The organism is Pseudarthrobacter sp. GA104 (genome assembly GCF_009741265.1).
Lineage (GTDB): Bacteria > Actinomycetota > Actinomycetes > Actinomycetales > Micrococcaceae > Arthrobacter.
Genome location: NZ_WOWL01000001.1, coordinates 4,509,957 through 4,530,669 on the forward strand (window position 1 = coordinate 4,509,957; position 20,713 = coordinate 4,530,669).

Consider the following 20,713-nt stretch of genomic DNA (forward strand, 5'->3'; position numbering starts at 1 on the left):
AAGTCTAGTCGCCATACATGGCCAGCGATGCCGCCAGCCAGGTGCGGGCAGCTTCCGCCAGCTCCTCGGGGGCAAGAATACGGGCAGCACCCCCGTGCTGGGCCACGAACATCGGCAACCATGCGGTGTTGCTGAAGCGGATGTCCGCCACCAGGCCGCCGTCGGGCAGTTCCGCCGTACGTTCCGCGTAGTAGTCATCTGCCAGTCCCCTCCCCTGCCGGGTGAGCTGGACGGTGACGGTGGTGTCGTCGTCGTTGGCCGTGAAAAGCTTTGCAGGCGCCCCTTCGGCCGGCGTGATGTCGGCGGAAATGGGAACACCGTTCGGGTGCAGCTCCTGGACCCGGTCCAGGCGGAAATTCCGCAGCCCGCGGACCAGGTGGCAGTAGGCCTCGAAGTACCAGGTGTTGTCCAGGGAGTAGAGCCGGAGGGGATCCACATCGCGTTCGGACACGGCGTCCCGCTGGGGCGACAGGTACGCCAGGCGCAGCTGTGAGCGTGACTCGATCGCCTGCCGCACGGCGGCGTGAGTGGCGGCATCCGCGGGTGCGACTTCGGGCCCGGCAAGGGAGGCCGCCCTGAGCCCTTCTTCGCCGGCTGCCGCCAGGAGTTTTAGCGTCACCGATTCCAGGGCGCCGCCCTCGGCTACTTCCGGCAGCCCGTTCAGCGTCTCCAGCCCGGTCAGGAGGGCGCAGGCCTCCTCCACGGTGAAACGGACCGGTTTCGTCAGGTCCAGGTCCTGGGTGATGTACACGTGGTCGTCGTCCCACTGGATGTCCAAAAGATCATCGGGATATCCCTCGGGCAGCCCGGAGCAGATCAGAATCTGCAGGTCGTCCTCCAGCTCCTTCCTGCTGACGCCGAACTGATCGGCGACGTCCTGGATGTGCAGGCCCTGGTTGTGCACCAGGAAGGGCACCAGTTGGAGCATCCGCTTGAGCTGGTCCTCGGAAGTGCGTTTGCGGACACTCCGGGCACGGGCCTCGCCGAAGCGGTAGGAGGGCACAGGAGCCGCGCTGAAGTCCGCAGCGGCACGCAGCCTGCGGCGGACGGCTTTGACGAGCTCGGAGGGGGACACCGCGCGCGCATCCGGCCCGTAAGAGGCCAGTTCCTCGGCCAGGCTCTCGGGGTCCCTGAATTGCAGGGCCAACCGCTCATAGCCGGTGGCCGGCCGCCCGGCCGCGTTGCCTGCGTCAGAGCTCCGCCGGCGCAGGGCCAGCAGGCGTCCTTCCCTGACGTCCACGATGGCAGTGCGCAGCGGAAGCTCCGGGAGGCGGGCCAGTTCCTGCCGTACATTGAAGTCCGCGGGCGGCGTAAAGAGCTCTTTGTCCAGGGTTGTCACCGCACTGGTAATGCGGGAGAGCCGGAAGTGCCGGGTGGCATTCCGCACCCGGTCGTGGCCCATCAGGTACCACTGGCCAAAGCGGCTGCCCAGGCCCCATGGTTCCACTGCCCGCAGTTCCTCCTTGCCGGTGGTGCCCGCGAGGTACGTGAAGGTGACGGGGTGCCGGGAGTGCATTGCGGCGACCAGGTCATCGAAGGCCTGTCCGGCGGGTTTGATCCGTGGCTGGACGCCGGCGGGCAGGCCGACGTCGGCCATCCGGCCGGAAGCCTTGAGCTTCCGGAGCGCGCTTTGGGCGGACGTGCCCAGGGCGGCGCGTTCCCACAACTGCGAGGCCAGGAGGAGTACGGTCCATTCCTCCGGCCCCAGCTGGACATCAGGAAGGCGGTTCGATTCCTTGCCGATCCGGTAGCGGGTGGTGGCAGGGTCGTCCTCGCTCCACCCCATGTCCGTCAGTGTTTCCACATCGAAGCCGAACTGGCGGAGGTCGTTTTTGTCCCGTTCGAACATCCGCCCGAAGGCAACGTCGTTTCCTGACTGGTCGTGGTAGACCTTCTCCCGCAGCTCACTGCGGCGCAGGCCATACCGGGTGTTCAGGAGCGCGATGAGCAGGTTGAGGAGACGTTCAGTACGGGATACGGACACCCTGGCTACGTTACTAAAGTCCGCGCCGGAACGCAGAAAGCGCGGCAGGCCCGGGTGTTCAAAGTCCCGGGCCTGCCGCGCTCGTGGCGGTGACGGATGCCGTTTAGCGGCTAATCCCCGTCAGCGGACCCCTACGAGGTCCACTACGAAGATCAGGGCTTCGTTCGGAGCGATGGCTCCGCCGGCGCCGCGTGAGCCGTACGCCAGCTCGGACGGGATCTCCAGGCGGCGGCGGCCGCCCACCTTCATGCCGAGCAGGCCCTGGTCCCAGCCCTGGATGACCTGGCCGACGCCTACGCGGAAGTCAAGCGGTGCGCCGCGGCCCCAGGATGCGTCGAACTCTTCGCCTGTTGACCAGGCAACGCCCACATAGTGGGTGGATACGGTGTCGCCGGCTTTGGCTTCCCGCCCGTCGCCCTCAATGAGGTCGGTGATCACCAGTTCCGTGGGAACATCGCCCTCGGGGAAGTCGATCTCGGGCTTCTGGCGGTCGAAATCACGCTGGCCAAATGACATGGTTACTCCTTTAGGTCTGTGCTGCTCGTGTTCTGCTGCGCACGTGTGGTGCTGCTGATCGATGCCGCGGTGGGGCAGCGGCCCGACTGTAAGTGTTGCTACTTCGCCCCGAGGATGTCCACTACGAAGACGAGGTCCCCCTTGGCCTCGCCCTGTCCGGCGTCGCCGTAGGCAAGGTCCTTGGGGATGACCAGGAGGACGCGGGAACCAACTGTCTTGCCGGCAAGGCCCTGGGTCCAGCCCTTGATGACGCCGGTGAGCGGGAAGCTTGCGGGTTCGCCGCGGTCGAAACTCGAATCGAACTTGGTGCCGCCAACGAGGGTCACGCCAACGTAGTTGACGGTGAGGGTGTCGGATTCCTTGACTGTGGGGCCCTTGCCCTTGACGAGGTCCTGCGACACCAGGGCCGTGGGGGCGGCTACGCCTTCGACGTTGATTTCGGGGATGCCGTCTTTTTCGGTGACTGTGGGCAATCCTGCCGGCGGGGTCACGGTCTCGCCCTCGGGCTTTTCCAGGACCGGCGCTACATCCTCAGCGGACAGCACCTTGATGACCAGCAGCTGGGTGGGCTGGGCTTCGGCTCCGGCTGACGCGGCCTGGCCGGGTACAGCCAGTGCCAGGCTGGAGCCTACTTTCGATCCGACGAACGCGTTGTAGATGACCTCGCTGCCGGTCTTCAGCTCCTCGTTCAGCTCAAGCGGTTCCGGTTCACCCGGGAATGTGTCCTCGAGCGTCGTGCCGTCGGTGCCGTTTAGGGCCAGGATGGAAATGTTGGCGACCTGGTTGGCCTTAACCGTTTCGCCGCTGCCCTCGGTGACCACCTTGATGGTGGGTTCTGCCACTTCCAACGGCTTGGTGAATTCAACACCGGGGGCTTTCTTGTCCCCGTTGTCGGTCAGTTTGAGGGAGTCGAACTTGGCAGTCTCACCGGCGGATACGCTGGTGGGTTCCGGCTCTGCGGTTGAACCGCCGCAGGCGGTCAGCAACAGCAGGCCGGGAAGAAGGATTGCTAGTAGTCGGCGCACGTATAAAACTTTCGTCGGGGCAGGATGGATGCGATGTTCCGCATGGCAACGGCCGGCATCGCGCAGGGCCCGGATAAAGGGCCCTATCCAGAATAGCCCCTGAAGCTGGGTGTCAGCCCATAGAGTCAAGGAGCGCATCCACACGCTCGTCGACGCTGCGGAAGGGATCCTTGCACAGGATGGTCTGGTGCGCACGGTCATTCAGCTTAAGGTGCACCCAGTCAACCGTGTAGTCCCTGCCCAGTTCCTGGGCGCGGCGCACGAAGTCGCCGCGCAGCTTTGCCCGGGTTGTCTGCGGCGGAACGTCAACGGCGTCCTTGATGACCGTATCTTCCACGATGCGGCGGACTGCCCCGCGCGCCTGAAGCAGGTAGTAGAGGCCGCGGCTGCGCGAGATGTCATGGTACGTGAGATCCAGCTGGGCAATCCGCGGGGCGTCCAGGCCCAGCCCGTGGCGTTCACGGTAGTTGTCCATGAGCTTCTTCTTGATGGCCCAGTCGATTTCGGTGTCGATGCTGCGGAAGTCGCCGCTTTCGATGGCCTTGAGCGCGCGCTCCCAAAGGTCCAGGATCAAGGGGACGTGGGGGTTGTGGGCACCATGCTCTTTCACGAATGCCGTGACCTTCGTCAGGTACTCCTGCTGGATTTCCAGTGCCGTCAGCTGGCGTCCGTTCGCCAGCCGGACCAGTGCCCGGCCGCTGAGGTCGTGGGAGATCTCACGGATGCTGCGGATCGGGTTTTCCATCCGCATATCCCGCATGATCACCCCGGCCTCGATCATGCGCAGCACGAGGTCCACGGTGCCGATCTTCATCATGGCCGTGGCTTCAGACATGTTTGAGTCGCCCACGATGACATGGAGGCGCCGGTAGAATTCCGCATCCGCATGCGGCTCGTCGCGGGTGTTGATGATGGGGCGGGACCTGGTGGTGGCGGAGGATACGCCCTCCCAAATATGGTCGGCCCGCTGTGAAAAGGCGTACGTTGCCCCGTGCGGTGTCTTGAGGATCTTGCCGGCGCCGGCGATCAGCTGGCGGGTGACCAGGAACGGGATCAGGATTTCTGCCAGCCGCGAGAATTCGCCGCGGCGGGGAATGAGGTAGTTTTCGTGGCTGCCGTAGGAGTTTCCGGCGGAGTCAGTGTTGTTCTTGAACAGGTAGACCGTTCCGTTGAACCCTTCGGCCGCAAGGCGGGCCTGTGCCTCGTCCACGAGGTCATCAAGGATCAGCTCCCCGGCCCTGTCATGGGCAATGAGCTGCGCCAAGTCATCGCATTCGGCGGTGGCATATTCCGGGTGGGACCCCACGTCAAGGTACAGCCGGGAGCCATTGGTCAGGAAGACGTTGGAGGAGCGCCCCCAGCTGACAACTTTCCGGAAAAGGTACCGGGCCACCTCCTCGGGAGCGAGAGGCCTCGAGTCGGGGCTCGAATATGAGATGCCGAATTCGGTTTCGATGCCGAAAATTCTCTTGTCCATCTGTCCTGTCCTCCTAGGCCAGCATTGCAGTGATATCTGCGTCAGTAAGCCGGCGGAAGGCACGCCTTGATCCGCGGCTGCTTTCTGACTGCCGGTCCAGGACTGCCACCTCCAGCGCTCCAGCCGGCAGTGCCTTCGCCGGTTCCTCTCCCTCCGCCGGCGGAACCAGTCCCGCCATTGCCAGCCGCACAGCCTCTGCGAAGCTCAGCGAGCTGCGCCAGCCCTGGCCAATCACGGCTGAGACCTTGTCTGCCTGGCCGCCCATCACAACAAAGGAGTGCTCATCGGCAATGGAGCCGTCAAACGTCAGCCGGTAGAGGTGGTCCTCCGCCTGCGTGGGGCCAACCTCGGCCACTGCAAGCTCCACCTCGAAGGGCTTCTGTTCAGCGGTGAACACCGCGCCAAGGCTCTGCGCGTAGACACTGGCCAGTCCCCTGGCCGTCACGTCCTCCCGGTCATAGGAGTACCCGCGCACATCGGCGTAGCGGACCCCGGCCTGGCGGAGGCTTTCGAACTCGTTGTACTTGCCGACTGCGGCGAACGCGATTTTGTCGTAGATCTCACCGATTTTGTGAAGCGACGGCGAGGGGTTTTCGGCAACGAGTGCAATGCCGTCCTCGCAGCTGACGACGACGACGGACCTGCCGCGGGCGATGCCCTTCCGTGCAAAGTCGGCACGGTCCTTCATGAGCTGCTCGGGTGATACATAGAACTGCTGTGTCATCTCAGGCCTCCCGTCCAGCGATGGTGCGGGCTTCGATGACATTCCTCGCGGCAGCTGCCAGTTCGCTGTCCGGAACCCGCCGCGCACCCGAGCTGTCCACCGTGTAGATGACAGGCCAGAGTTGCCTCACGGTGTCAGGACCGCCGGTGGCTGAGTCGTCGTCGGCGGCATCGTACAGGGCTTCGACCGCGACAGCGGTAGCTTCCGCTGCCGTAAGGTTTGGCCGCCAGAGCTTCTTCAAAGCACCGCGTGCGAAGACAGCTCCGGATCCCACCGTATGATGCTCGTGTTCCTCGTACCGGCCCCCGGTGACATCGTAGGAGAACAGCCTGCCGACACCGGCGCTGGTGTCGAACCCGGCGAAGAGCGGCACCACTGCCAGTCCCTGCAGCGCCAGGGGCAGGTTTCCCCTGATCATGGCGCCAAGCCGGTTGGCCTTGCCTTCCAGGCTGAGAAGCGTGCCCTCGATCTTCTCGTAGTGCTCGAGTTCCACCTGGAACAACCTGGTGAGGTCAATCGCAATGCCGGCAGTCCCCGCGATCCCCAGAACGGAGTAGCGGTCGGCCGGAAAGACTTTTTCGATGTGCCGGCTCGCTATGACGTTGCCCATGGTGGCCCGCCGGTCCCCCGCCATCAGCACGCCGCCGTCGTAGCTCATCGCAACGATCGTGGTGGCGTGCGGAACCTGCAACGGGGCGGCGGCCGCGCCCGCCTGGAGGGACCGGTTGTAGGGCAGAAGCTCCGGCCGGTCCCGCTGCAGGTGTTCGGTGAACGATGACGTGGCGTTGGCGGCTACCTGGTTGGCGGTTGATTCCTGCACTCATGCACTCCTTGAACGTGGTACTTCAACGTCGGTACAGATTCGGCCGTCCGCGGCTTCCGCCAGCCTCCGGGTACGGGTTACTGACCGCCCTTTTGGACGAATGCCCGTACGAATTCTTCGGCGTTGGATTCGAGGACGCCGTCGATCTCGTCGAGGAGGTCGTCCACGCCTTCCGTTGATGCCGATGCCTGCGCCTCAGGCGGCGTGGGCGGCGACTCGGGAATGTCCTCTTCGACCTGGCTGTCGCGTGACTGCGGCTGCTGTTGCTCCTGGCCTGCCATTGCTACCCCTCCTTATTTCTGTCTTCGGATCCGGCGGATCCTCCGATATGCCCATCCTGCCACGGTGTGGGCCAACCGGGGCGGTTTACGCCGCAGGCGGAGCGTTATGTCCCAGAAGCTCCGCGAGGAACGGGCCTGCGTCCCGGTAGCGTTCAAACAACGCTCCGGTCAGGGCTTTGGTTCCCCGAAGCGGTTCCCTGGTGGGCACGCGCTGCAGCCGGCCGTATCCCGGAACATCGAAGATGACGGAGTCCCAACTGGCACCTACGACGTCCTTGCCGAAGCTGCTGATGCACTTGCCCCGGAAGTATGCGCGGGTATCGGCCGGTGGTTCAGTGACGGCGGAGGCAATGGCGTCATCTTCAAGGATTCTTTGCATCCTGTCCCTGGCGAGGAACCGGTAATAGAGTCCCTTTTCGGGCCTGATATCAGCCCACTGAAGGTCGACGAGGCCGAGCCTGGCGTCGTTCCACTCAAGTCCGTCGCGTTCACGGTAGCCGTCGAGCAGCGACAGTTTGGCAAGCCACTCCACCGAGGAAGCTGCGGCGGCCCGGTCATTGTCTAGCTGGGTCAGGACGGTGGCCCAACGCTCCAGGACGTCATGCGTGTGGCCGTCCCCGTCCACGGCGTCGCCAACCCCCGTATCCTGCGCCAGCTTGGCCGCGGCCTCGTGGTATATCCACTGGAGGTCAAGGGCGGTGACCCGCCTGCCGTCCAGCAGCCGCAGTTTTGCGGTGAGCGAAGTATCGTGGCTTACCGCCTGGAGTGCAGAAACCGGCTCGTACACCTCGATCTTGGGCGCCAGCCCTGCCTCAATGAGGCTGAGGACCATCGACGTGGTTCCGAACTTCAGGTAATTGGAAACCTGGCTGAGGTTTGCGTCGCCGATGATGACATGCAGGCGCCGGTACTTGTCCGCTGTTGCGTGCGGCTCGTCCCGGGTATTGATAATGGGCCGGCGGATAGTGGTCTCCAGTCCCACTTCCGCTTCGAAGAAGTCGGCCCGCTGGCTGATCTGGAAACCCGGGGTGGAGGCGTCCTGGCCGATGCCCACCCGGCCGGATCCGCACAGGACCTGGCGGCTGACGAAAAAGGGCGTCAGGCCCCGCACGATGTCGCCGAAGGGAACGGAACGCGGCATGAGGTAGTTCTCGTGCGAGCCGTAGGACACCGATTTATTGTCCGTGTTGTTCTTGTACAGGTTGACCGGCGGAAGGTCCGGATCTGCGGCCAGCCGGCGAACGGTGGCCAGCGCAACAAGGTCTCCGGCGGCGTCCCACTTCACGGCGTCCCGCGGGTTGGTCACCTCCGGGCTGGAGTACTCGGGATGGGCATGGTCGACGTACAGCCGCGCGCCATTGCCGAGGACCATGTTCATCAGCAGTGTTCCGGACTCGTCCTGCCCGTCGAGCTCCAGCTCCTCCCGCCCGTACGCCAGTGCCACCGTTTCCGCATCCAGCACCGGCGGCTGGTCGGTGAGCTGGCTCGGATGGGCTGAGCGTCGGTCCACTGTCCAGCCGCGGGCGTCATGCAGCGGCTCCTCATCCGTATAGTCCCAGCGGGTTTCCGCTCCGCCGGCGGCGCGCTGCCGGGTTACCTGCGCATAGGCCTGGACCACCCTGGCACTCATCATGGTGGCATTGGCAGTAGGGGCGGAGGGGGCATGGATGCCATACTCCGTTTCCGCCCCCATCACCCGCATGGCCCCGCCGGCCGGCAGAGTCCCCCCGGCCGCGGGTTCCCGTGCAGCGGTCATAGATACTGCCCTGTGGTCGGCATGGTTTCGATCGACTTGCCTGGCTCCTGGCCCGCCTTGCCCTGGACGATGGTCCGGATGTATGTGATCCGTTCGCCCTTCTTGCCCGAGATCCGTGCCCAGTCATCCGGATTGGTGGTGTTGGGCATGTCCTCGTGCTCGCGGAATTCGTCCACGACGGCGCGCAGCAGGTGCTCGATCCTCAGACCCTTCTGCTGCGTGATGAGAAGGTCCTTGATGGCATACTTCTTGGCCCGGTCCACAACGTTTTGCACCACGGCACCGGAGTTGAAGTCCTTGAAGTAGAGCATTTCCGTGTCGCCGTTGGCGTAGGTGACCTCAAGGAACTCGTTGGACTTGTCGGTGGAGTACATAGCTTCGACAGTGCGCTGGACCATCGCATCCACCGTCGCCTGGACATCGCCGTCGTGCTCAGCGAGATCGGATTCGTGGAACGGCAGGTCCGGAGTGATGTACTTGTTGAAAATGTCCGCAGCAGCCTCCGCATCCGGACGGTTGATTTTGACCTTAACGTCAAGCCGGCCCGGACGGAGGATTGCCGGATCGATCATGTCCTCACGGTTTGACGCGCCAATGACGATCACGTTGTCCAGCCGCTCCACGCCGTCAATCTCGCTGAGCAGCTGCGGCACGATGGTTGTTTCGACGTCGGACGAAATCCCTGTGCCGCGCGTGCGGAAGAGGGAATCCATCTCATCGAAAAACACCACGACCGGGCTGCCATCGGAGGCCTTTTCGCGTGCCCTGGAGAAGATCAGCCGGATGTGGCGCTCGGTCTCACCGACGTACTTGTCCAGGAGTTCCGGCCCCTTGATGTTCAGGAAATAGCTTTTCAGGTCCACATTGCCCGAACGCTCGGCGGCGCGGGCGGCAAGGGAATTGGCCACGGCCTTGGCGATGAGGGTCTTGCCGCAGCCGGGAGGGCCGTACAGCAGGATGCCCTTGGGAGCTTTGAGGCCGTGTTCCCGGTAGAGGTCAGGGTGGAGGAACGGCAGTTCGACGGCGTCACGGATCTGCTCGATTTGGGGCCCAAGGCCGCCAATGTCCTCGTAGGTGATGTCAGGGACTTCCTCCAGCACGAGGTTCTCCACCTCGGAGCGGGGCACCTTTTCGAGGGCGTATCCGGTCCTGGAGTCAACCGACAGGGCATCGCCCACCCGCAGCTTTTCGGCAAGGAGCGCTCCGGAAAGCCGCACAACCCGCTCTTCATCGGCACGCCCCACCACGAGGGCGCGATCGGCACCGAGCATTTCCTTCAGGGTGGCGAGTTCACCGGCCCGCTCGTATCCCAGCCCGGCGACCACAAGGAGGGCCTCGTTGAGCAGGACCTCCTGCCCAACGGCCAGCTGGTTGATGTTCACCAGGGGGCTGATGCCCACTCGCATCTTCCGTCCCGCGTTGAAGATGTCCACCGATTCCTCGGTTGCAGCCTGTCCGCTGTTGCCGGGTGAGGGCTGGCGCTTGGGGTTCAACTGCAGGATGGTACCGAAGCTGTAGGGCGGCTGCCCCTCCTGGTCCAGCGCATTTTTCAGCCGAAGGATCTCGGCCTTCGCGGTTTCAAGCATGCTGACCAGCTTGGTGTTGTTTTGCGTCGCCGCAGCCAGCTGGCGGTCAATGTGCCTCAGCTTGTCCCGGAGGATGTTGACCTGGCGGTCGGCAACCGAGAGGTCATTGGCGGCAGACTGCTCTGCCGGTGTACGTCCGGAGTCCTGGTTTGGCGTCTCCATGATGTATCAGCCCCTTCCTGCGCTTCTATTAAGACATTAGCCCCAACACGGCAGGTAGGGATGGCGACTCCCGAAATGTGGACTACTTCGTGACCTCGGGCTCGTCCTTGACGTTCGTTCCGGCGATGGCGTCCCGCGCTGCGCGCCGGAGCTTCTTGTCGGAGACCTGCCGTTCCCCGACCGCGCCGGGGGTCCAGGCGTTGACGTCCTCTTCATTGAAGTCGGTTTTGGAGGGGCGGCGCTTCACGGAGATGCCGGTAACGCCGTCGGCCAGGCGCCGGGTGACCAGCAGGAACCCGGTATGCGCCACCATCCGGTGGTCCGGCCGGACGGCCAGTCCTTCGAGGTGCCAGCCCCGGACCAGGGATTCCCAGGCGTCCGGTTCAGTAAAACGGCCGTCCGCACGAATGGCTTCGGCGGTGCGGGAAAGCTGGGTCACCGTGGCCACGTAGTTGATCCAGACACCTCCGGGTGCCAGGACGGTTGCCACGGCGTCCAGGCATTCCCACGGAGCCAGCATGTCCAGGACCACGCGGTCCACGGAGCCCGGCGCTTCGCTCCGGACCACCTCGTCCTGGAAGTCGCCCAGGGAGATTTGCCAGGCCGGGTGCGGCCCGCCGAAAATCGTCTCGACGTTGCCGCGGGCAATGTCGGCGAACTCCTCGCGGCGCTCGAAAGAGTGGAGGTAGCCCTGGTCGCCTACTGCCCGGAGCAGGGAAATCGACAGGGCCCCGGAGCCCACGCCCGCTTCCACGACGCGCGCACCGGGGAAGATATCAGCCATCGTCACGATCTGCCCGGCGTCCTTGGGGTACACCACTGCGGCCCCGCGCGGCATGGACAGGACGAAGTCGGAGAGTAGGGGGCGCAGGGTCTGGTACTGCTGGCCGACGTTGTTGACAACCACCGACCCGTCCGCCTTGCCGATGATGTCATCGTGGTTCAGGAAGCCGCGGTGCGTGTGGAATGCTCCGCCACTCTCAAGGGTGATGGTATTCATGCGCCCGCGCTCGTCGGTCAACTGGACGCGCTCACCTTCGCGGAAAGGACCACGCCGGCGGGCAGCGCCGACGGGCTGCGAGACGCCGGCAGCATCACCGGCTTGACCGGAAGCTGCTGTGGCCTCGTTGACGGCAGTTTCGCTGCTCATGAATTTCCTCGCTCCTGTAAAACATGGCGCCTGGATGTCCCGTTGCAGACAATCCGGCTTCTGCGGCGGCGATGCACCGGCCGGCAGGTAACTCTACCGGTTTTGGCCCTGCCGGCGTGTATCGGGCCGCCGGGGTTTTCCAGTAACGGCGGCCAGGACCGCGTCCTGGGAAAGAAGCCCGGTGACCTTGCCGTTGTGGTCCACCACGGCGTAGTGCCGCCCTTCGAGCTGGGAGAGGAACTGGAGCAGCTCCTGTCCTTTCGACCATTCGGGAACGTAAGCTCCCGGTGCGAGGGCGAAGGAAACAGCCGTGATGGGGGTGGAAGCCGCAGCGTGCGCAGGGACAGAGGACAGGGCGGCGGCATCCACCACTCCCTCCGGCCGGCCGTCCGGCCCGCAAACCACCAGTGACAGGGCACCGGCACCCTCGTGCCGGAGGGCTTCCTCCACCGTTGCCGTGGCAGGCAGCCCGGTAGCCGGCGTCGACAGCCCTGCGGCGCTGACAAGGTGGAGCCGTCCCCGGAGGGTTCCCTGCTGGATGGACGCCGAGGCACCCACCCAGAGGAAGCTGGCCACCAGGACCGTGATCATCAGCAGGCTGAAGTCGGGCGACTTTCCGGCCAGCAGGGGCCGCGCAACGAACCAATAGCAGATGACGACGACGATGATGCGGCCGCCCCACCCGGCGGCCACAGTGCCTTTTGCCTGGCTACCGGTTGCCTTCCATACGGCGGATTCGACCAGCCGTCCACCGTCAAGGGGAAGTCCCGGGAGCACGTTGAAGACGCTAATCAGGAAGTTCGCCCACATGAAAATGTTGATCAGGATTTCGGCAACGCTGCCCAGGGCCACTGTGCCGAGCACCAGCCAGGCGCCCGCGGCCAGGACGAAATTCGCGGCGGGCCCGGCCAGGGCCACCAGGACTGACCGTCCCGGCGTCGCGGTAAAGCTCTCGAACTGGGTATGCCCGCCCCAGAGGTTGAGCACGATCTTCTGGGTCGGCCAGCCGTAGATTCTCGCTGTCAGTGCGTGGGCGAGCTCGTGGACCAATACCGAGATGAGGAGCAGGACGGCGTAGGCGAACGCCACAATGTATGCGCTGGCACCAAGGGCGGGGTTCTCCTGGCCCAGGACAGGGCCATACACGATCACGGTGAAGGCGGCGATGACGAACCACGAATAGGCGAGCACCACTGGAACTCCGGCAATCCTGCCCAGCGGGATGCCCTCGCGCCGGACCGGCGCACTGGTTTCAGCCACCGGAGATCTCCGGCGAGCGGGCAGGCGCAGATGAGGACCCCAGGAGCTCAGGGCCGGCCAGGACCAGGGATTCAAGGTCCGTCACGGAGCGGCCGGACAGTGAGTCCCAGAGCGTGTACCGATCATCCTCGGGAAGCGGGACGATGTGCGGAATAGCCACGGTTGCCACGCCGGACGCCACGGCTGCCGCCACGCCCGGGGCTGAGTCCTCCAGCGCGACGCAGTGATGGATGGCCAGCTCCGGGTCCGAGTCCTGAAGCCATTCGACGGCGGTCAGGTAGGCCTCGGGGTGCGGCTTGCCCTGCGCCACAGTGTCCCCGGTGACCAGGACTTCAAAGTACGGCCGCGGAAGGCTGGCAACAACCTGGCGGGCCAGCGGCCCCTCGGACATGGTGACCAGGGCGCAGCGGACCCCTGCGAGGTGAAGCTCCTCGAGGAGTTCGCGCGCACCGGGCCGCCATGGCACCTGGCGTTGCACGCTGCTCACGACGGCCCCGGTCAGGGTGTCGATGATTTCGCGTATTTCAAGGTCCACGCCGGCCTCCTGCAGGATGCCGGCGGAAAAGGTCAGCGACTGCCCGACCAACTGCATGGCCTGTTCATGGGACCAGGTGCCGCCGTGGGCTTCCACCAGTGCGTGTTCGGCAGCAATCCAGTACGGCTCCGTGTCAACAATCGTGCCGTCCATGTCCCACAGGACGGCTTTGAGCGGGGAACTGTCAGCTGGAAATCGCATGTCCTCAGTCTACGGGGACAGCCCGGACGCAGGCTGACGGCTACGCCTTCGGCGAATATCGGGCTCGTTCGCGCTACCGACCCTGCTTTCGGCGGATTTTGCGGCGCTTCATTCAATGCACAGCTGCGGTCCTTGGACGTAGGGTGAAGAAATGAATAGCTTCGAGGGAGACACCGCCGAACCGGGTGCCGGACCCGAGCGGTTCCTGCAGCCGGTCGCTGACGGACAGCGCGTAACAGTGATGCTTGCCGCCTTTGAAGGCTGGAACGACGCCGGAGAAGCGGCAAGCGATTCGTTGCGCTACCTGAACAAACTGTGGGGCGGCAAGAAGGTGGCGTCCATCGACGCGGACGAGTATTACGACTTCCAGTTCACGCGGCCCACCGTGCGCCGGAATGCTGCCGGTGAACGCAAGATAAAGTGGCCCTCCACGAGGATCTACAAGGCCAGCGCACCGGATTCGAACGTGGACGTCATTTTTGTCCAGGGGACTGAACCGTCCTACAAGTGGCGTGCCTACACGGCCGAACTCCTGGTGCACGCTGAAGCGCTGAATGTTGACTATGTCGTCCTGGTCGGGGCGCTGCTGGCGGATGTTCCGCACAGCAGGCCCATCCCGGTCAGCACTTCTTCTGACGACGCCCCCCTGCGGGAGCGCATGAACCTGGAGGCTTCGCAGTATGAAGGCCCGGTGGGAATCGTCGGCGTGCTCTCGGAGGTCGCCCTGCTGGCAGGAATTCCCACCGTCTCGCTCTGGGCCGCGGTCCCCCACTACGTTGCCCAGGCGCCGTCACCGAAAGCCCAGCTGGCGCTCCTGCACCGCATCGAGGAACTGCTCCAGGTGCCGTTGGACACGCATGAGCTGGCAGAGGAGGCGGACGCCTGGGAACGGGGTGTGGACGAACTGGCCACGGAAGATCCCGAAATCGCCGCCTATGTCCGGCAGCTTGAGGAGGCAAAGGACACGGCGGACCTGCCCGAGGCCACCGGCGAGTCGATTGCCCGCGAGTTTGAGCGCTATCTCAAGCGGCGGGGCCAGGACCGGCCCTGAACGGGCAGCCTAGAGAACCACACCAAGCAGGGCGTCCACCGCGTCCTTGACCATTGCCTGGTCTACGGGACTTGCCGGGCCGGCGTCGTGGTTGGCCTGCTCCGCCCAGCGGGACACGGCCGCGACGGCAGCCGGGGCATTCAAGTCGGCAGCCAGAGCTTCCCGCATCTCGGCAACAAGCGGGACGGCAGACCCCTTGGGAGCGCGGCCCAGCGCCCGGCGCCACGCGGCCAGGGTGGCCTTGGCTTCCAGGAACCCTTCATCCGTCCAGGACCAGTCGGAGCGGTAGTGGTGGGCAAGGATGCCAAGGCGGATGGCGGCAGGGTCCTCCCCCGCTGCCCGAAGTTTCGACACCAGGACCAGGTTTCCCTTGGATTTGCTCATCTTCTCGCCGTCCAGGCCCACCATGCCTGCATGGGCGTAGTGCCTGGCAAGTGGAACACCGGCAAGGGAATACGCGTGGCCGGCACCCATCTCGTGGTGCGGGAAGATCAGGTCCGAGCCGCCGCCCTGAACGGTGAAGGGCGAGGGCAGGTACTTTTGCGCGATCACGGTGCACTCAATGTGCCAGCCGGGCCGGCCCGCACCCAGGCTGCCGCCGGGCCAGCTTGGCTCGCCTTCCCGTGCCACCCGCCACAGCAGCGGATCAAGTGCCTGCCGCTTTCCTGCCCGCCCGGGATCGCCGCCGCGTTCCGCGAACAGCTCAAGCATCTCGCTTTCCGCCAATCCGGAGATGCATCCCAGGGTCCACGCGTCCGGTGCCACGGAGTGCTTTCCGGCCGCTTCGACGTCGTAATAAACGTCCCCGTCAGGCTCGCCGTTGGTGCCCTGCACTTTGTAGGCCAGCCCGAGGCTGACCAGCCGTTCCACCTCCGGAACTATCAGGCCGATGGATTCCACGGCACCCACGTAGTGGTCCGGAGCGAGCACGTTGAGGGCTTCCATGTCCGTCTGGAAAAGCTCAATCTGGCTGGCGGCGAGCTCCCGCCAGTCAACGCCTCTGGCCGTGGCGCGTTCCAGGAGCGGATCGTCCACGTCCGTGACGTTCTGCACGTAGTCAACCTCGTGGCCGGCGTCCCGCCAGGCCCTGTTCAGGAGGTCAAAGGCCACGTAGCTGGCGGCGTGGCCCATGTGGGTGGCGTCGTACGGCGTGATGCCGCAGACGTACATCGAGGGGCGTCCCTCATTCTCCAGGGCAACTTCACGGCCTGCCGCCGTGTCGAACAGCCGGAGGGCGGGCATGCTTCCGGGCACGTCGGGAACGGGGCGGGATTTCCAGGATTTCACACGCCAAGCCTAGTGCTAGGCGCTGATGACATTGAAACCGAGCAGGAGGTACAGGGCCAGGCCCAGGAAGATCCGGTACCAGACGAACAGCCGGTAGCTGCGGGTGGAAACGAACTTCAGGAACCAGCCGATGATGATGTAGCCCACCACCAGGGCGATGACGGTGGCAAGCGCGGTTTCCGGCAGGCCGTAGGGGCCGGTGATTCCTTCCTTGGACACCGTCTTGTACAGCTGGAAGAGGCCGCTGCCAAAAACCGCCGGAATGGCCAGCAGGAAGGAGTACCGTGCGGCCGCTTCCCGGGTGTACCCCATCAGGAGGCCGGCGGTGATGGTGCCGCCGGACCGGGACACACCGGGGATCAGCGCCATGGCCTGGGCGAAGCCGTAGAGGATGCCGTGCTTGTACGTCAGCCGGGTCAGGTCGCGTTCCTGCCTCCCTACTGCGTCGGCGACCGCCAGGATCAAACCGAAGACAATCAGCATGGTGGCGACGATCCACATGCTGCGGAGCACCGATTCGATCTGGTCCTGGAACAGCAGTCCCAGGATAACGATGGGGAGGCTGCCCAGGATGACAAGCCAGCCCATCCGGGCATCCGGGTCCTGCCGGGAGACTTTTCCGGTAAGCGAACCGGCCCATGCCTTGACGATCCGGACGATGTCCCGCCAGAAATAGATGAGCACCGCCGTCTCGGTTCCCAGCTGGGTGATGGCGGTGAAAGCAGCGCCGGGATCCTCGGCATTGGGCAGGAACTGCCCCACAATCCGCAGATGCGCGCTCGATGAAATCGGAAGGAATTCCGTCAGTCCCTGCACTAGGCCCAGCAGGGCCGCCTCAAACCAGTTCACGCTAAGACCCTACGTCATGGGCAGCGCCGGTTCTGCCCGTAAGCTTGCTGCTATGCAGCAGCGTTACGTCGGCAACAGTGGATTGCGGGTTTCCGCCCTTTCCCTCGGCACCATGTCCTGGGCCGGCGAAACGGACGAACAGGACGCCTCTGAGTTGCTGCGCACCTTTCTAAACGCCGGCGGCCGGCACGTCGATACCGCCGCCTCCTACGCGGACGGGCGCTCGGAGGCGATGATCGGCTCCATGCTGGGCGACGTCGTGGCCCGGACGGAGGTTTCCATCTCCACCAAAGCGGGAATGACGACGCCGGATGGCCGGCTCGGCGTGGACACGTCGCGTAATGCGATGCTCACCGGACTGGAAGCGAGCCTCGCCAGGCTGGGCACCGACTATGTGGACATCTGGTTCGCGCAGGCCTGGGACCGTAATGTGCCGTTGGACGAGACGCTGTCAGCTTTGGAATTTGCTGTCCGTACCGGCCGTGCGCGGTATGTGGGGGTCTCCAACTTCAACGGCTGGCAGGCGGCGAAGGCCGCAGCCATCGCCGGCTTCCCCCTTGTCGCCGCGCAGGCGGAGTATTCGTTCCTGCAGCGCAGGCCGGAAGCCGAACTGATCCCTGCCGTCGAGGACGCCGGCATGGGCCTGATGGCGTGGGCGCCGCTTGGCCGCGGCGTGCTCACGGGCAAGTTTCGCGGCAGCATCCCCTCCGGATCAAGGGCTGCCTCCGCAACCGAAGCCGGGTACGTTGAGCCGTACCTGGAGGAGCAGCCGTCCCGGACGGTGGAAGCTGTTTGCATGGCAGCCAAAGGCCTGGGCCGGACTCCGCAGGACGTTGCCCTCAGTTGGCTTCTGTCGCAGCACGGCGTAGCAACCGCCATTGTGGGCCCGCGGACGCCGGCCCAGCTGAAGGAACTGGTGGATGCCCAGCTCTCGCCGCTGCCGCCGGAAATTGCCCGGGCCCTGGAGGATGTGTCAGCCCCGCACTAGGTCCGCGGTCCTACTCCTGGACGATTTCCAGGTCCTCGTCGTCGTCCACGTCGCTTTCCTCGTCCTCTTCGTCCTCGTCATCAAAGACCTGGAGCGGCGTGACCTCGTTGTAGGCCTCATAGAGTGCGTCTTCGTAAACTTCGAAGGCGTCTGCAACTGCAAAGAATGCCGCCTCCACGGAGGGATCACCGTCTCCGCGGCGGTTGGATGCTGCTATAAGGTGTTCTTCCAAAGCGGTGGTCAAGGACTGAAGCGCGACACGCGGATCGATGCTCATGACTTCACGTTAGCCGGAAAAGGACGAGAATGGAGGGCAAATGAAGGAACAATTTCTCACCAGTTCGGTCCAGCGGGAACGGGACTATTTGAGGCAGTACGAGTACCTCGTACTGACGGTCAGCCCTGTCGATTCCCTGCATGAGGCACGGCGCCGCCTGGTGGAACACTCCGAGTACGGCAAGTGGGAGCTGGAGCGCAGCAAGCTGTACGTGGGCGGAGGACGGCGCTTTTGGCTGCGCCGCCGGGTGCTGCAGGTTCAAAGGACCGTTTAGGTCAATCCTCCAGCGGACCCAGCCAGGCGTTGGCCACGGTGTTGTGGGCAGATTCGTCATCGGACGGATGGAACATGCCGGCAAGGACGTCCCGGTAGAGCCGCTCCAGTTCCGATCCCCGGAAATAGCTGGATCCCCCGCTGACGCGGATGGCCAGGTCCACTACGCGCCGCGCCGTTTCCGTCGCGTTCACTTTCAACCCCACCAGCTTGGGGAACCACTGCTGGCCATGATCCACCAGGGAATCAACGTCGGCTGCGACGGCCCGCAGCTGCGGGTAGAGGTTATCCATGGCCATTGCCGCCTCGGCAACCTTCCAGCGGATGTCGGGGTCCTGCGCGTAGCTGCGTCCGCCGTTCTTGAAGGAGGTGCGGCGCTTGGCGTTCTCCACGCCCAGGGCCAGGGCCCGCTCCCCCAGCCCGGTGTAGACGGCGGCGAGCAGCGTCTCGAAACAGGCAAAGATCGCGAAAACCAGGGGATCGCGGCTGGGGCCGACGGGGATCCTGCGGAAGATGCGCTCCGGCGGAACGCCGGCGCCGTCCAGGACGGTGGTGCAGGACTGGCTGGCCCGCATCCCAAGCGCGTCCCAGTCGTCGAGGATGCGGTAGCCGGGCGTTTGGCGCGTGATGAAGCCGTGGACCAGCTCCCCCTCGCCGTCCCGGCCGGAAGGGTCCTTCCCGAAGATTCCCAGCCTCGTCCACGCCGGTGAGAGGCTGGTGAAGATCTTGGTTCCCGTGAAGGAGTAGCCGCCGTCCGGCAGCGGTGCGGCCGTGGTCCGGGAGTCGAACAGGACCGAGTCGTTGCCGGCTTCCGAGTTGCCGAACGCGAAGATCTCGCCGTTGGCCGCTTCCTTGAGCACAAAGTCCAGGGATCCGTCGCCTCGGGCGCCGAGGACATGCGCGACGCCGGTCCACACCAGGTGCATGTTGACGGCCAGCGCGGTGGCCGGGGCGGCCGTTGCCAGCCTCCGCTGGCACTGCGCCGTCGCCTCAAGGCCAAGCCCTGCCCCGCCGTCGGCCCCTGGAACGAACAGCTTCAGGTAGCCGGCCGCCGCGAGGTCCTTAAGGTCCTCATGGAAGAAGGCGTTGTCCCTGTCATACCCGGCGGCGCGGCCGCGGATCTGCTCCAGCAGCTCCTCCGGCAGGATCTCTTCCGGCGTCATGGCAGCCTGGCTCAGTAATTGGTGAGGAGGGTGTTGAGCACCCTGGCGCCGAACTTGAGGGAGTCGGCAGGTACGCGCTCGTCCACGCCGTGGAACATGCCGGTGAAGTCCAAGTCATCGGGCAGCATCAGGGGCGCAAAGCCGTAGCCTGTGATGCCGAGCCGGCTCAGCGACTTGTTGTCCGTGCCGCCGGAGAGAGTGTAGGGCAGCACCTTGGCGCCCGGGTCTTCGGAGTGCAGGGCATCGATCATGGAATCCACCAGGTTCCCGGCGAAAGGGACCTCAAGGGAAACGTCCTTGTGCACGTAACTGACGTCAACGCCGGCGCCCGCGAGGTCCCGAACGATCTCCAGGACGTGGTCCTGCTGGCCCGGAAGTGTCCGGCAGTCGATCAGGGCCTCGGCGGATTCGGGGATGACGTTGTGCTTGTAGCCGCCCTTGAGCAGGGTGGGGTTTGTGGTGTTCTGCAAGGTGGCGCCCACAAAGCGGGCCACCGTGCCCAACTGGCTCAGCAGGATGTCCGGATTGTCGGCATCGAACTCTACGCCGGTGAGTTCGGTCACACCGTCCAGGAACTGCCGGGTGGTGGGGGTGAGCTCGATGGGCCACTTGTACTCGCCGATGCGCGTCACGGCTGCGGCGAGCCGCGTTACGGCGTTGTCGGTGCTGATCTGCGAGCCGTGGCCCGCCCTGCCGTGGGCCACGAGGCGGAGCCAGGAGATGCCCTTCTCCGCTGTCTGCAGCAGGTACGTGCGCTGCCCGCCGATGGTGGCCGAGAAGCCGCCCACCTCGGAGATGGCTTCCGTGGCGCCCTCGAACAGTTCCGGGCGCTTGTCCACGGCGTAGCGGGCTCCGTATGCGCCGCCCGCCTCCTCATCCGCGAAGAAGGCGAAAATGATGTCGCGTTTCGGCTTTGTGCCGGACCTGGCAAAGCTGCGCAGGACGGAGAGGATCATGGCGTCCATGTCCTTCATGTCGACGGCGCCGCGGCCCCAGATCAGCCCGTCCTTCAGTTCGGCTCCGAACGGGTCTACGGACCACTGGTCCCGCAGCGCAGGCACGACGTCCAGGTGGCCGTGCACCACCAAGGCGCTGGCGGAGGGATCCTCACCGGCCATGCGCGTCACCACATTGGCGCGGCCCGGTGCGGACTCGAAGATTTCCGCCGCAAGGCCCACTTCCTCAATCAGCCCCGCGGCGTATTCAGCCGCAGCCCGCTCGCCCGGCCCCGAACCGTCACCGTAGTTTGACGTGTCTATCCGGATGAGTTCCTGGCAGATCCGGACAACTTCATCCTCGGGCAGGACGTCAGGCATGGAAAGCTCCTCACTGGATTGGCGGGTTG

20 protein-coding genes are annotated in these 20,713 nt (G+C 64.9%); 3 read left to right on the plus strand and 17 right to left on the minus strand.

All coding sequences use genetic code 11. The features are described 5' to 3' along the window. Positions 1–4 precede the first annotated feature (4 nt). The 12 genes from GK109_RS20700 to GK109_RS20755 all read right to left on the minus strand — a co-directional run bounded on the left by GK109_RS20700 (position 5) and on the right by GK109_RS20755 (position 13,480). Entirely contained in the window at positions 5–1,984 is a 1,980-nt protein-coding gene (locus tag GK109_RS20700; RefSeq protein ID WP_370460728.1) for a helix-turn-helix transcriptional regulator, read from the minus strand. Positions 1,985–2,104: 120 nt separating this feature from the next. Beyond that, positions 2,105–2,500, minus strand: a complete 396-nt coding sequence (locus GK109_RS20705; protein WP_104997974.1) for an FKBP-type peptidyl-prolyl cis-trans isomerase — start codon at positions 2,498–2,500, stop codon at positions 2,105–2,107. Positions 2,501–2,598: 98 nt separating this feature from the next. Then, a complete protein-coding gene (locus tag GK109_RS20710; protein WP_370460729.1) occupies positions 2,599–3,525 on the minus strand; it encodes an FKBP-type peptidyl-prolyl cis-trans isomerase in 927 nt (308 codons plus the stop codon). 112 nt (positions 3,526–3,637) lie between these two features. After that, on the minus strand, positions 3,638–5,002 hold the full coding sequence (pafA, locus tag GK109_RS20715) for a Pup--protein ligase (protein ID WP_157242310.1): 1,365 nt from the start codon (positions 5,000–5,002) through the stop codon (positions 3,638–3,640). Positions 5,003–5,015: 13 nt separating this feature from the next. Next, entirely contained in the window at positions 5,016–5,726 is a 711-nt protein-coding gene (gene prcA / locus GK109_RS20720) for a proteasome subunit alpha (protein ID WP_157242311.1), read from the minus strand. A gap of 1 nt (position 5,727) precedes the next feature. Next, positions 5,728–6,546 carry a proteasome subunit beta gene (prcB, locus tag GK109_RS20725; RefSeq protein WP_321213558.1) on the minus strand — a complete coding sequence of 273 codons (819 nt, stop codon included), beginning with the start codon at positions 6,544–6,546 and terminating at the stop codon, positions 5,728–5,730. Between the two features lie 80 nt (positions 6,547–6,626). Next, a complete protein-coding gene (locus GK109_RS20730) occupies positions 6,627–6,830 on the minus strand; it encodes a ubiquitin-like protein Pup (RefSeq protein ID WP_157242312.1) in 204 nt (67 codons plus the stop codon). An 85-nt stretch (positions 6,831–6,915) separates the two neighbouring features. After that, on the minus strand, positions 6,916–8,586 hold the full coding sequence (gene dop / locus GK109_RS20735; protein ID WP_157242313.1) for a depupylase/deamidase Dop: 1,671 nt from the start codon (positions 8,584–8,586) through the stop codon (positions 6,916–6,918). Beyond that, complete coding sequence (gene arc, locus GK109_RS20740) at positions 8,583–10,334, minus strand: proteasome ATPase (protein ID WP_157242314.1); 1,752 nt, start codon at positions 10,332–10,334, stop codon at positions 8,583–8,585. The genes dop and arc overlap by 4 nt, the downstream gene beginning before the upstream one ends. Positions 10,335–10,416: 82 nt before the next feature. Beyond that, a complete protein-coding gene (locus tag GK109_RS20745) occupies positions 10,417–11,484 on the minus strand; it encodes a tRNA (adenine-N1)-methyltransferase (protein ID WP_157242315.1) in 1,068 nt (355 codons plus the stop codon). A gap of 93 nt (positions 11,485–11,577) precedes the next feature. After that, a complete protein-coding gene (locus GK109_RS20750) occupies positions 11,578–12,744 on the minus strand; it encodes a site-2 protease family protein (RefSeq protein ID WP_370460730.1) in 1,167 nt (388 codons plus the stop codon). After that, positions 12,737–13,480 carry an HAD family phosphatase gene (locus GK109_RS20755; RefSeq protein ID WP_157242316.1) on the minus strand — a complete coding sequence of 248 codons (744 nt, stop codon included), beginning with the start codon at positions 13,478–13,480 and terminating at the stop codon, positions 12,737–12,739. The genes GK109_RS20750 and GK109_RS20755 overlap by 8 nt, the downstream gene beginning before the upstream one ends. A 151-nt stretch (positions 13,481–13,631) precedes the next feature. Between GK109_RS20755 and GK109_RS20760 the strand changes: the two genes are divergently transcribed. Continuing rightward, a complete protein-coding gene (locus tag GK109_RS20760) occupies positions 13,632–14,531 on the plus strand; it encodes a PAC2 family protein (RefSeq protein WP_157242317.1) in 900 nt (299 codons plus the stop codon). 9 nt (positions 14,532–14,540) lie between these two features. Here GK109_RS20760 and mshC read toward each other — a convergent pair whose 3' ends face one another. Continuing rightward, positions 14,541–15,818 carry a cysteine--1-D-myo-inosityl 2-amino-2-deoxy-alpha-D-glucopyranoside ligase gene (gene mshC / locus GK109_RS20765; RefSeq protein ID WP_370460731.1) on the minus strand — a complete coding sequence of 426 codons (1,278 nt, stop codon included), beginning with the start codon at positions 15,816–15,818 and terminating at the stop codon, positions 14,541–14,543. A 15-nt stretch (positions 15,819–15,833) separates the two neighbouring features. After that, complete coding sequence (locus GK109_RS20770; RefSeq protein WP_321213551.1) at positions 15,834–16,667, minus strand: undecaprenyl-diphosphate phosphatase; 834 nt, start codon at positions 16,665–16,667, stop codon at positions 15,834–15,836. 52 nt (positions 16,668–16,719) lie between these two features. Between GK109_RS20770 and GK109_RS20775 the strand changes: the two genes are divergently transcribed. Further along, a complete protein-coding gene (locus GK109_RS20775; RefSeq protein WP_157242318.1) occupies positions 16,720–17,655 on the plus strand; it encodes an aldo/keto reductase in 936 nt (311 codons plus the stop codon). Between the two features lie 10 nt (positions 17,656–17,665). Here the strand turns inward: GK109_RS20775 and GK109_RS20780 are convergent, their stop codons facing one another. Continuing rightward, the gene (locus tag GK109_RS20780; RefSeq protein WP_157242319.1) at positions 17,666–17,932 is read right to left on the minus strand and encodes a hypothetical protein; all 267 of its coding nucleotides are present in this window, start codon (positions 17,930–17,932) and stop codon (positions 17,666–17,668) included. Positions 17,933–17,972: 40 nt separating this feature from the next. Between GK109_RS20780 and GK109_RS20785 the strand changes: the two genes are divergently transcribed. Continuing rightward, positions 17,973–18,206, plus strand: coding sequence for a DUF5703 family protein (locus tag GK109_RS20785; RefSeq protein WP_157242320.1), 234 nt, complete (start codon positions 17,973–17,975; stop codon positions 18,204–18,206). A 1-nt stretch (position 18,207) separates the two neighbouring features. Here GK109_RS20785 and GK109_RS20790 read toward each other — a convergent pair whose 3' ends face one another. Continuing rightward, positions 18,208–19,368: an acyl-CoA dehydrogenase family protein gene (locus tag GK109_RS20790; protein ID WP_157242321.1), complete on the minus strand. Its 1,161-nt coding sequence runs from the start codon at positions 19,366–19,368 to the stop codon at positions 18,208–18,210. A gap of 11 nt (positions 19,369–19,379) precedes the next feature. After that, complete coding sequence (locus GK109_RS20795) at positions 19,380–20,684, minus strand: M20/M25/M40 family metallo-hydrolase (RefSeq protein ID WP_157242322.1); 1,305 nt, start codon at positions 20,682–20,684, stop codon at positions 19,380–19,382. Positions 20,685–20,713 lie beyond the last annotated feature (29 nt).

What these genes read in the sequence shown, in the direction of transcription:
- GK109_RS20705 (WP_104997974.1), bottom strand. Translation starts at nt 2,500, where the DNA reads ATGTCATTTGGCCAGCGTGATTTCGACCGCCAGAAGCCCGAGATCGAC.
- pafA (WP_157242310.1), bottom strand. Translation starts at nt 5,002, where the DNA reads ATGGACAAGAGAATTTTCGGCATCGAAACCGAATTCGGCATCTCATAT.
- prcA (WP_157242311.1), bottom strand. Translation starts at nt 5,726, where the DNA reads ATGACACAGCAGTTCTATGTATCACCCGAGCAGCTCATGAAGGACCGT.
- GK109_RS20730 (WP_157242312.1), bottom strand. Translation starts at nt 6,830, where the DNA reads ATGGCAGGCCAGGAGCAACAGCAGCCGCAGTCACGCGACAGCCAGGTC.
- dop (WP_157242313.1), bottom strand. Translation starts at nt 8,586, where the DNA reads ATGACCGCTGCACGGGAACCCGCGGCCGGGGGGACTCTGCCGGCCGGC.
- arc (WP_157242314.1), bottom strand. Translation starts at nt 10,334, where the DNA reads ATGGAGACGCCAAACCAGGACTCCGGACGTACACCGGCAGAGCAGTCT.
- GK109_RS20745 (WP_157242315.1), bottom strand. Translation starts at nt 11,484, where the DNA reads ATGAGCAGCGAAACTGCCGTCAACGAGGCCACAGCAGCTTCCGGTCAA.
- GK109_RS20755 (WP_157242316.1), bottom strand. Translation starts at nt 13,480, where the DNA reads ATGCGATTTCCAGCTGACAGTTCCCCGCTCAAAGCCGTCCTGTGGGAC.
- GK109_RS20760 (WP_157242317.1), top strand. Translation starts at nt 13,632, where the DNA reads ATGAATAGCTTCGAGGGAGACACCGCCGAACCGGGTGCCGGACCCGAG.
- GK109_RS20775 (WP_157242318.1), top strand. Translation starts at nt 16,720, where the DNA reads ATGCAGCAGCGTTACGTCGGCAACAGTGGATTGCGGGTTTCCGCCCTT.
- GK109_RS20780 (WP_157242319.1), bottom strand. Translation starts at nt 17,932, where the DNA reads ATGAGCATCGATCCGCGTGTCGCGCTTCAGTCCTTGACCACCGCTTTG.
- GK109_RS20785 (WP_157242320.1), top strand. Translation starts at nt 17,973, where the DNA reads ATGAAGGAACAATTTCTCACCAGTTCGGTCCAGCGGGAACGGGACTAT.
- GK109_RS20790 (WP_157242321.1), bottom strand. Translation starts at nt 19,368, where the DNA reads ATGACGCCGGAAGAGATCCTGCCGGAGGAGCTGCTGGAGCAGATCCGC.
- GK109_RS20795 (WP_157242322.1), bottom strand. Translation starts at nt 20,684, where the DNA reads ATGCCTGACGTCCTGCCCGAGGATGAAGTTGTCCGGATCTGCCAGGAA.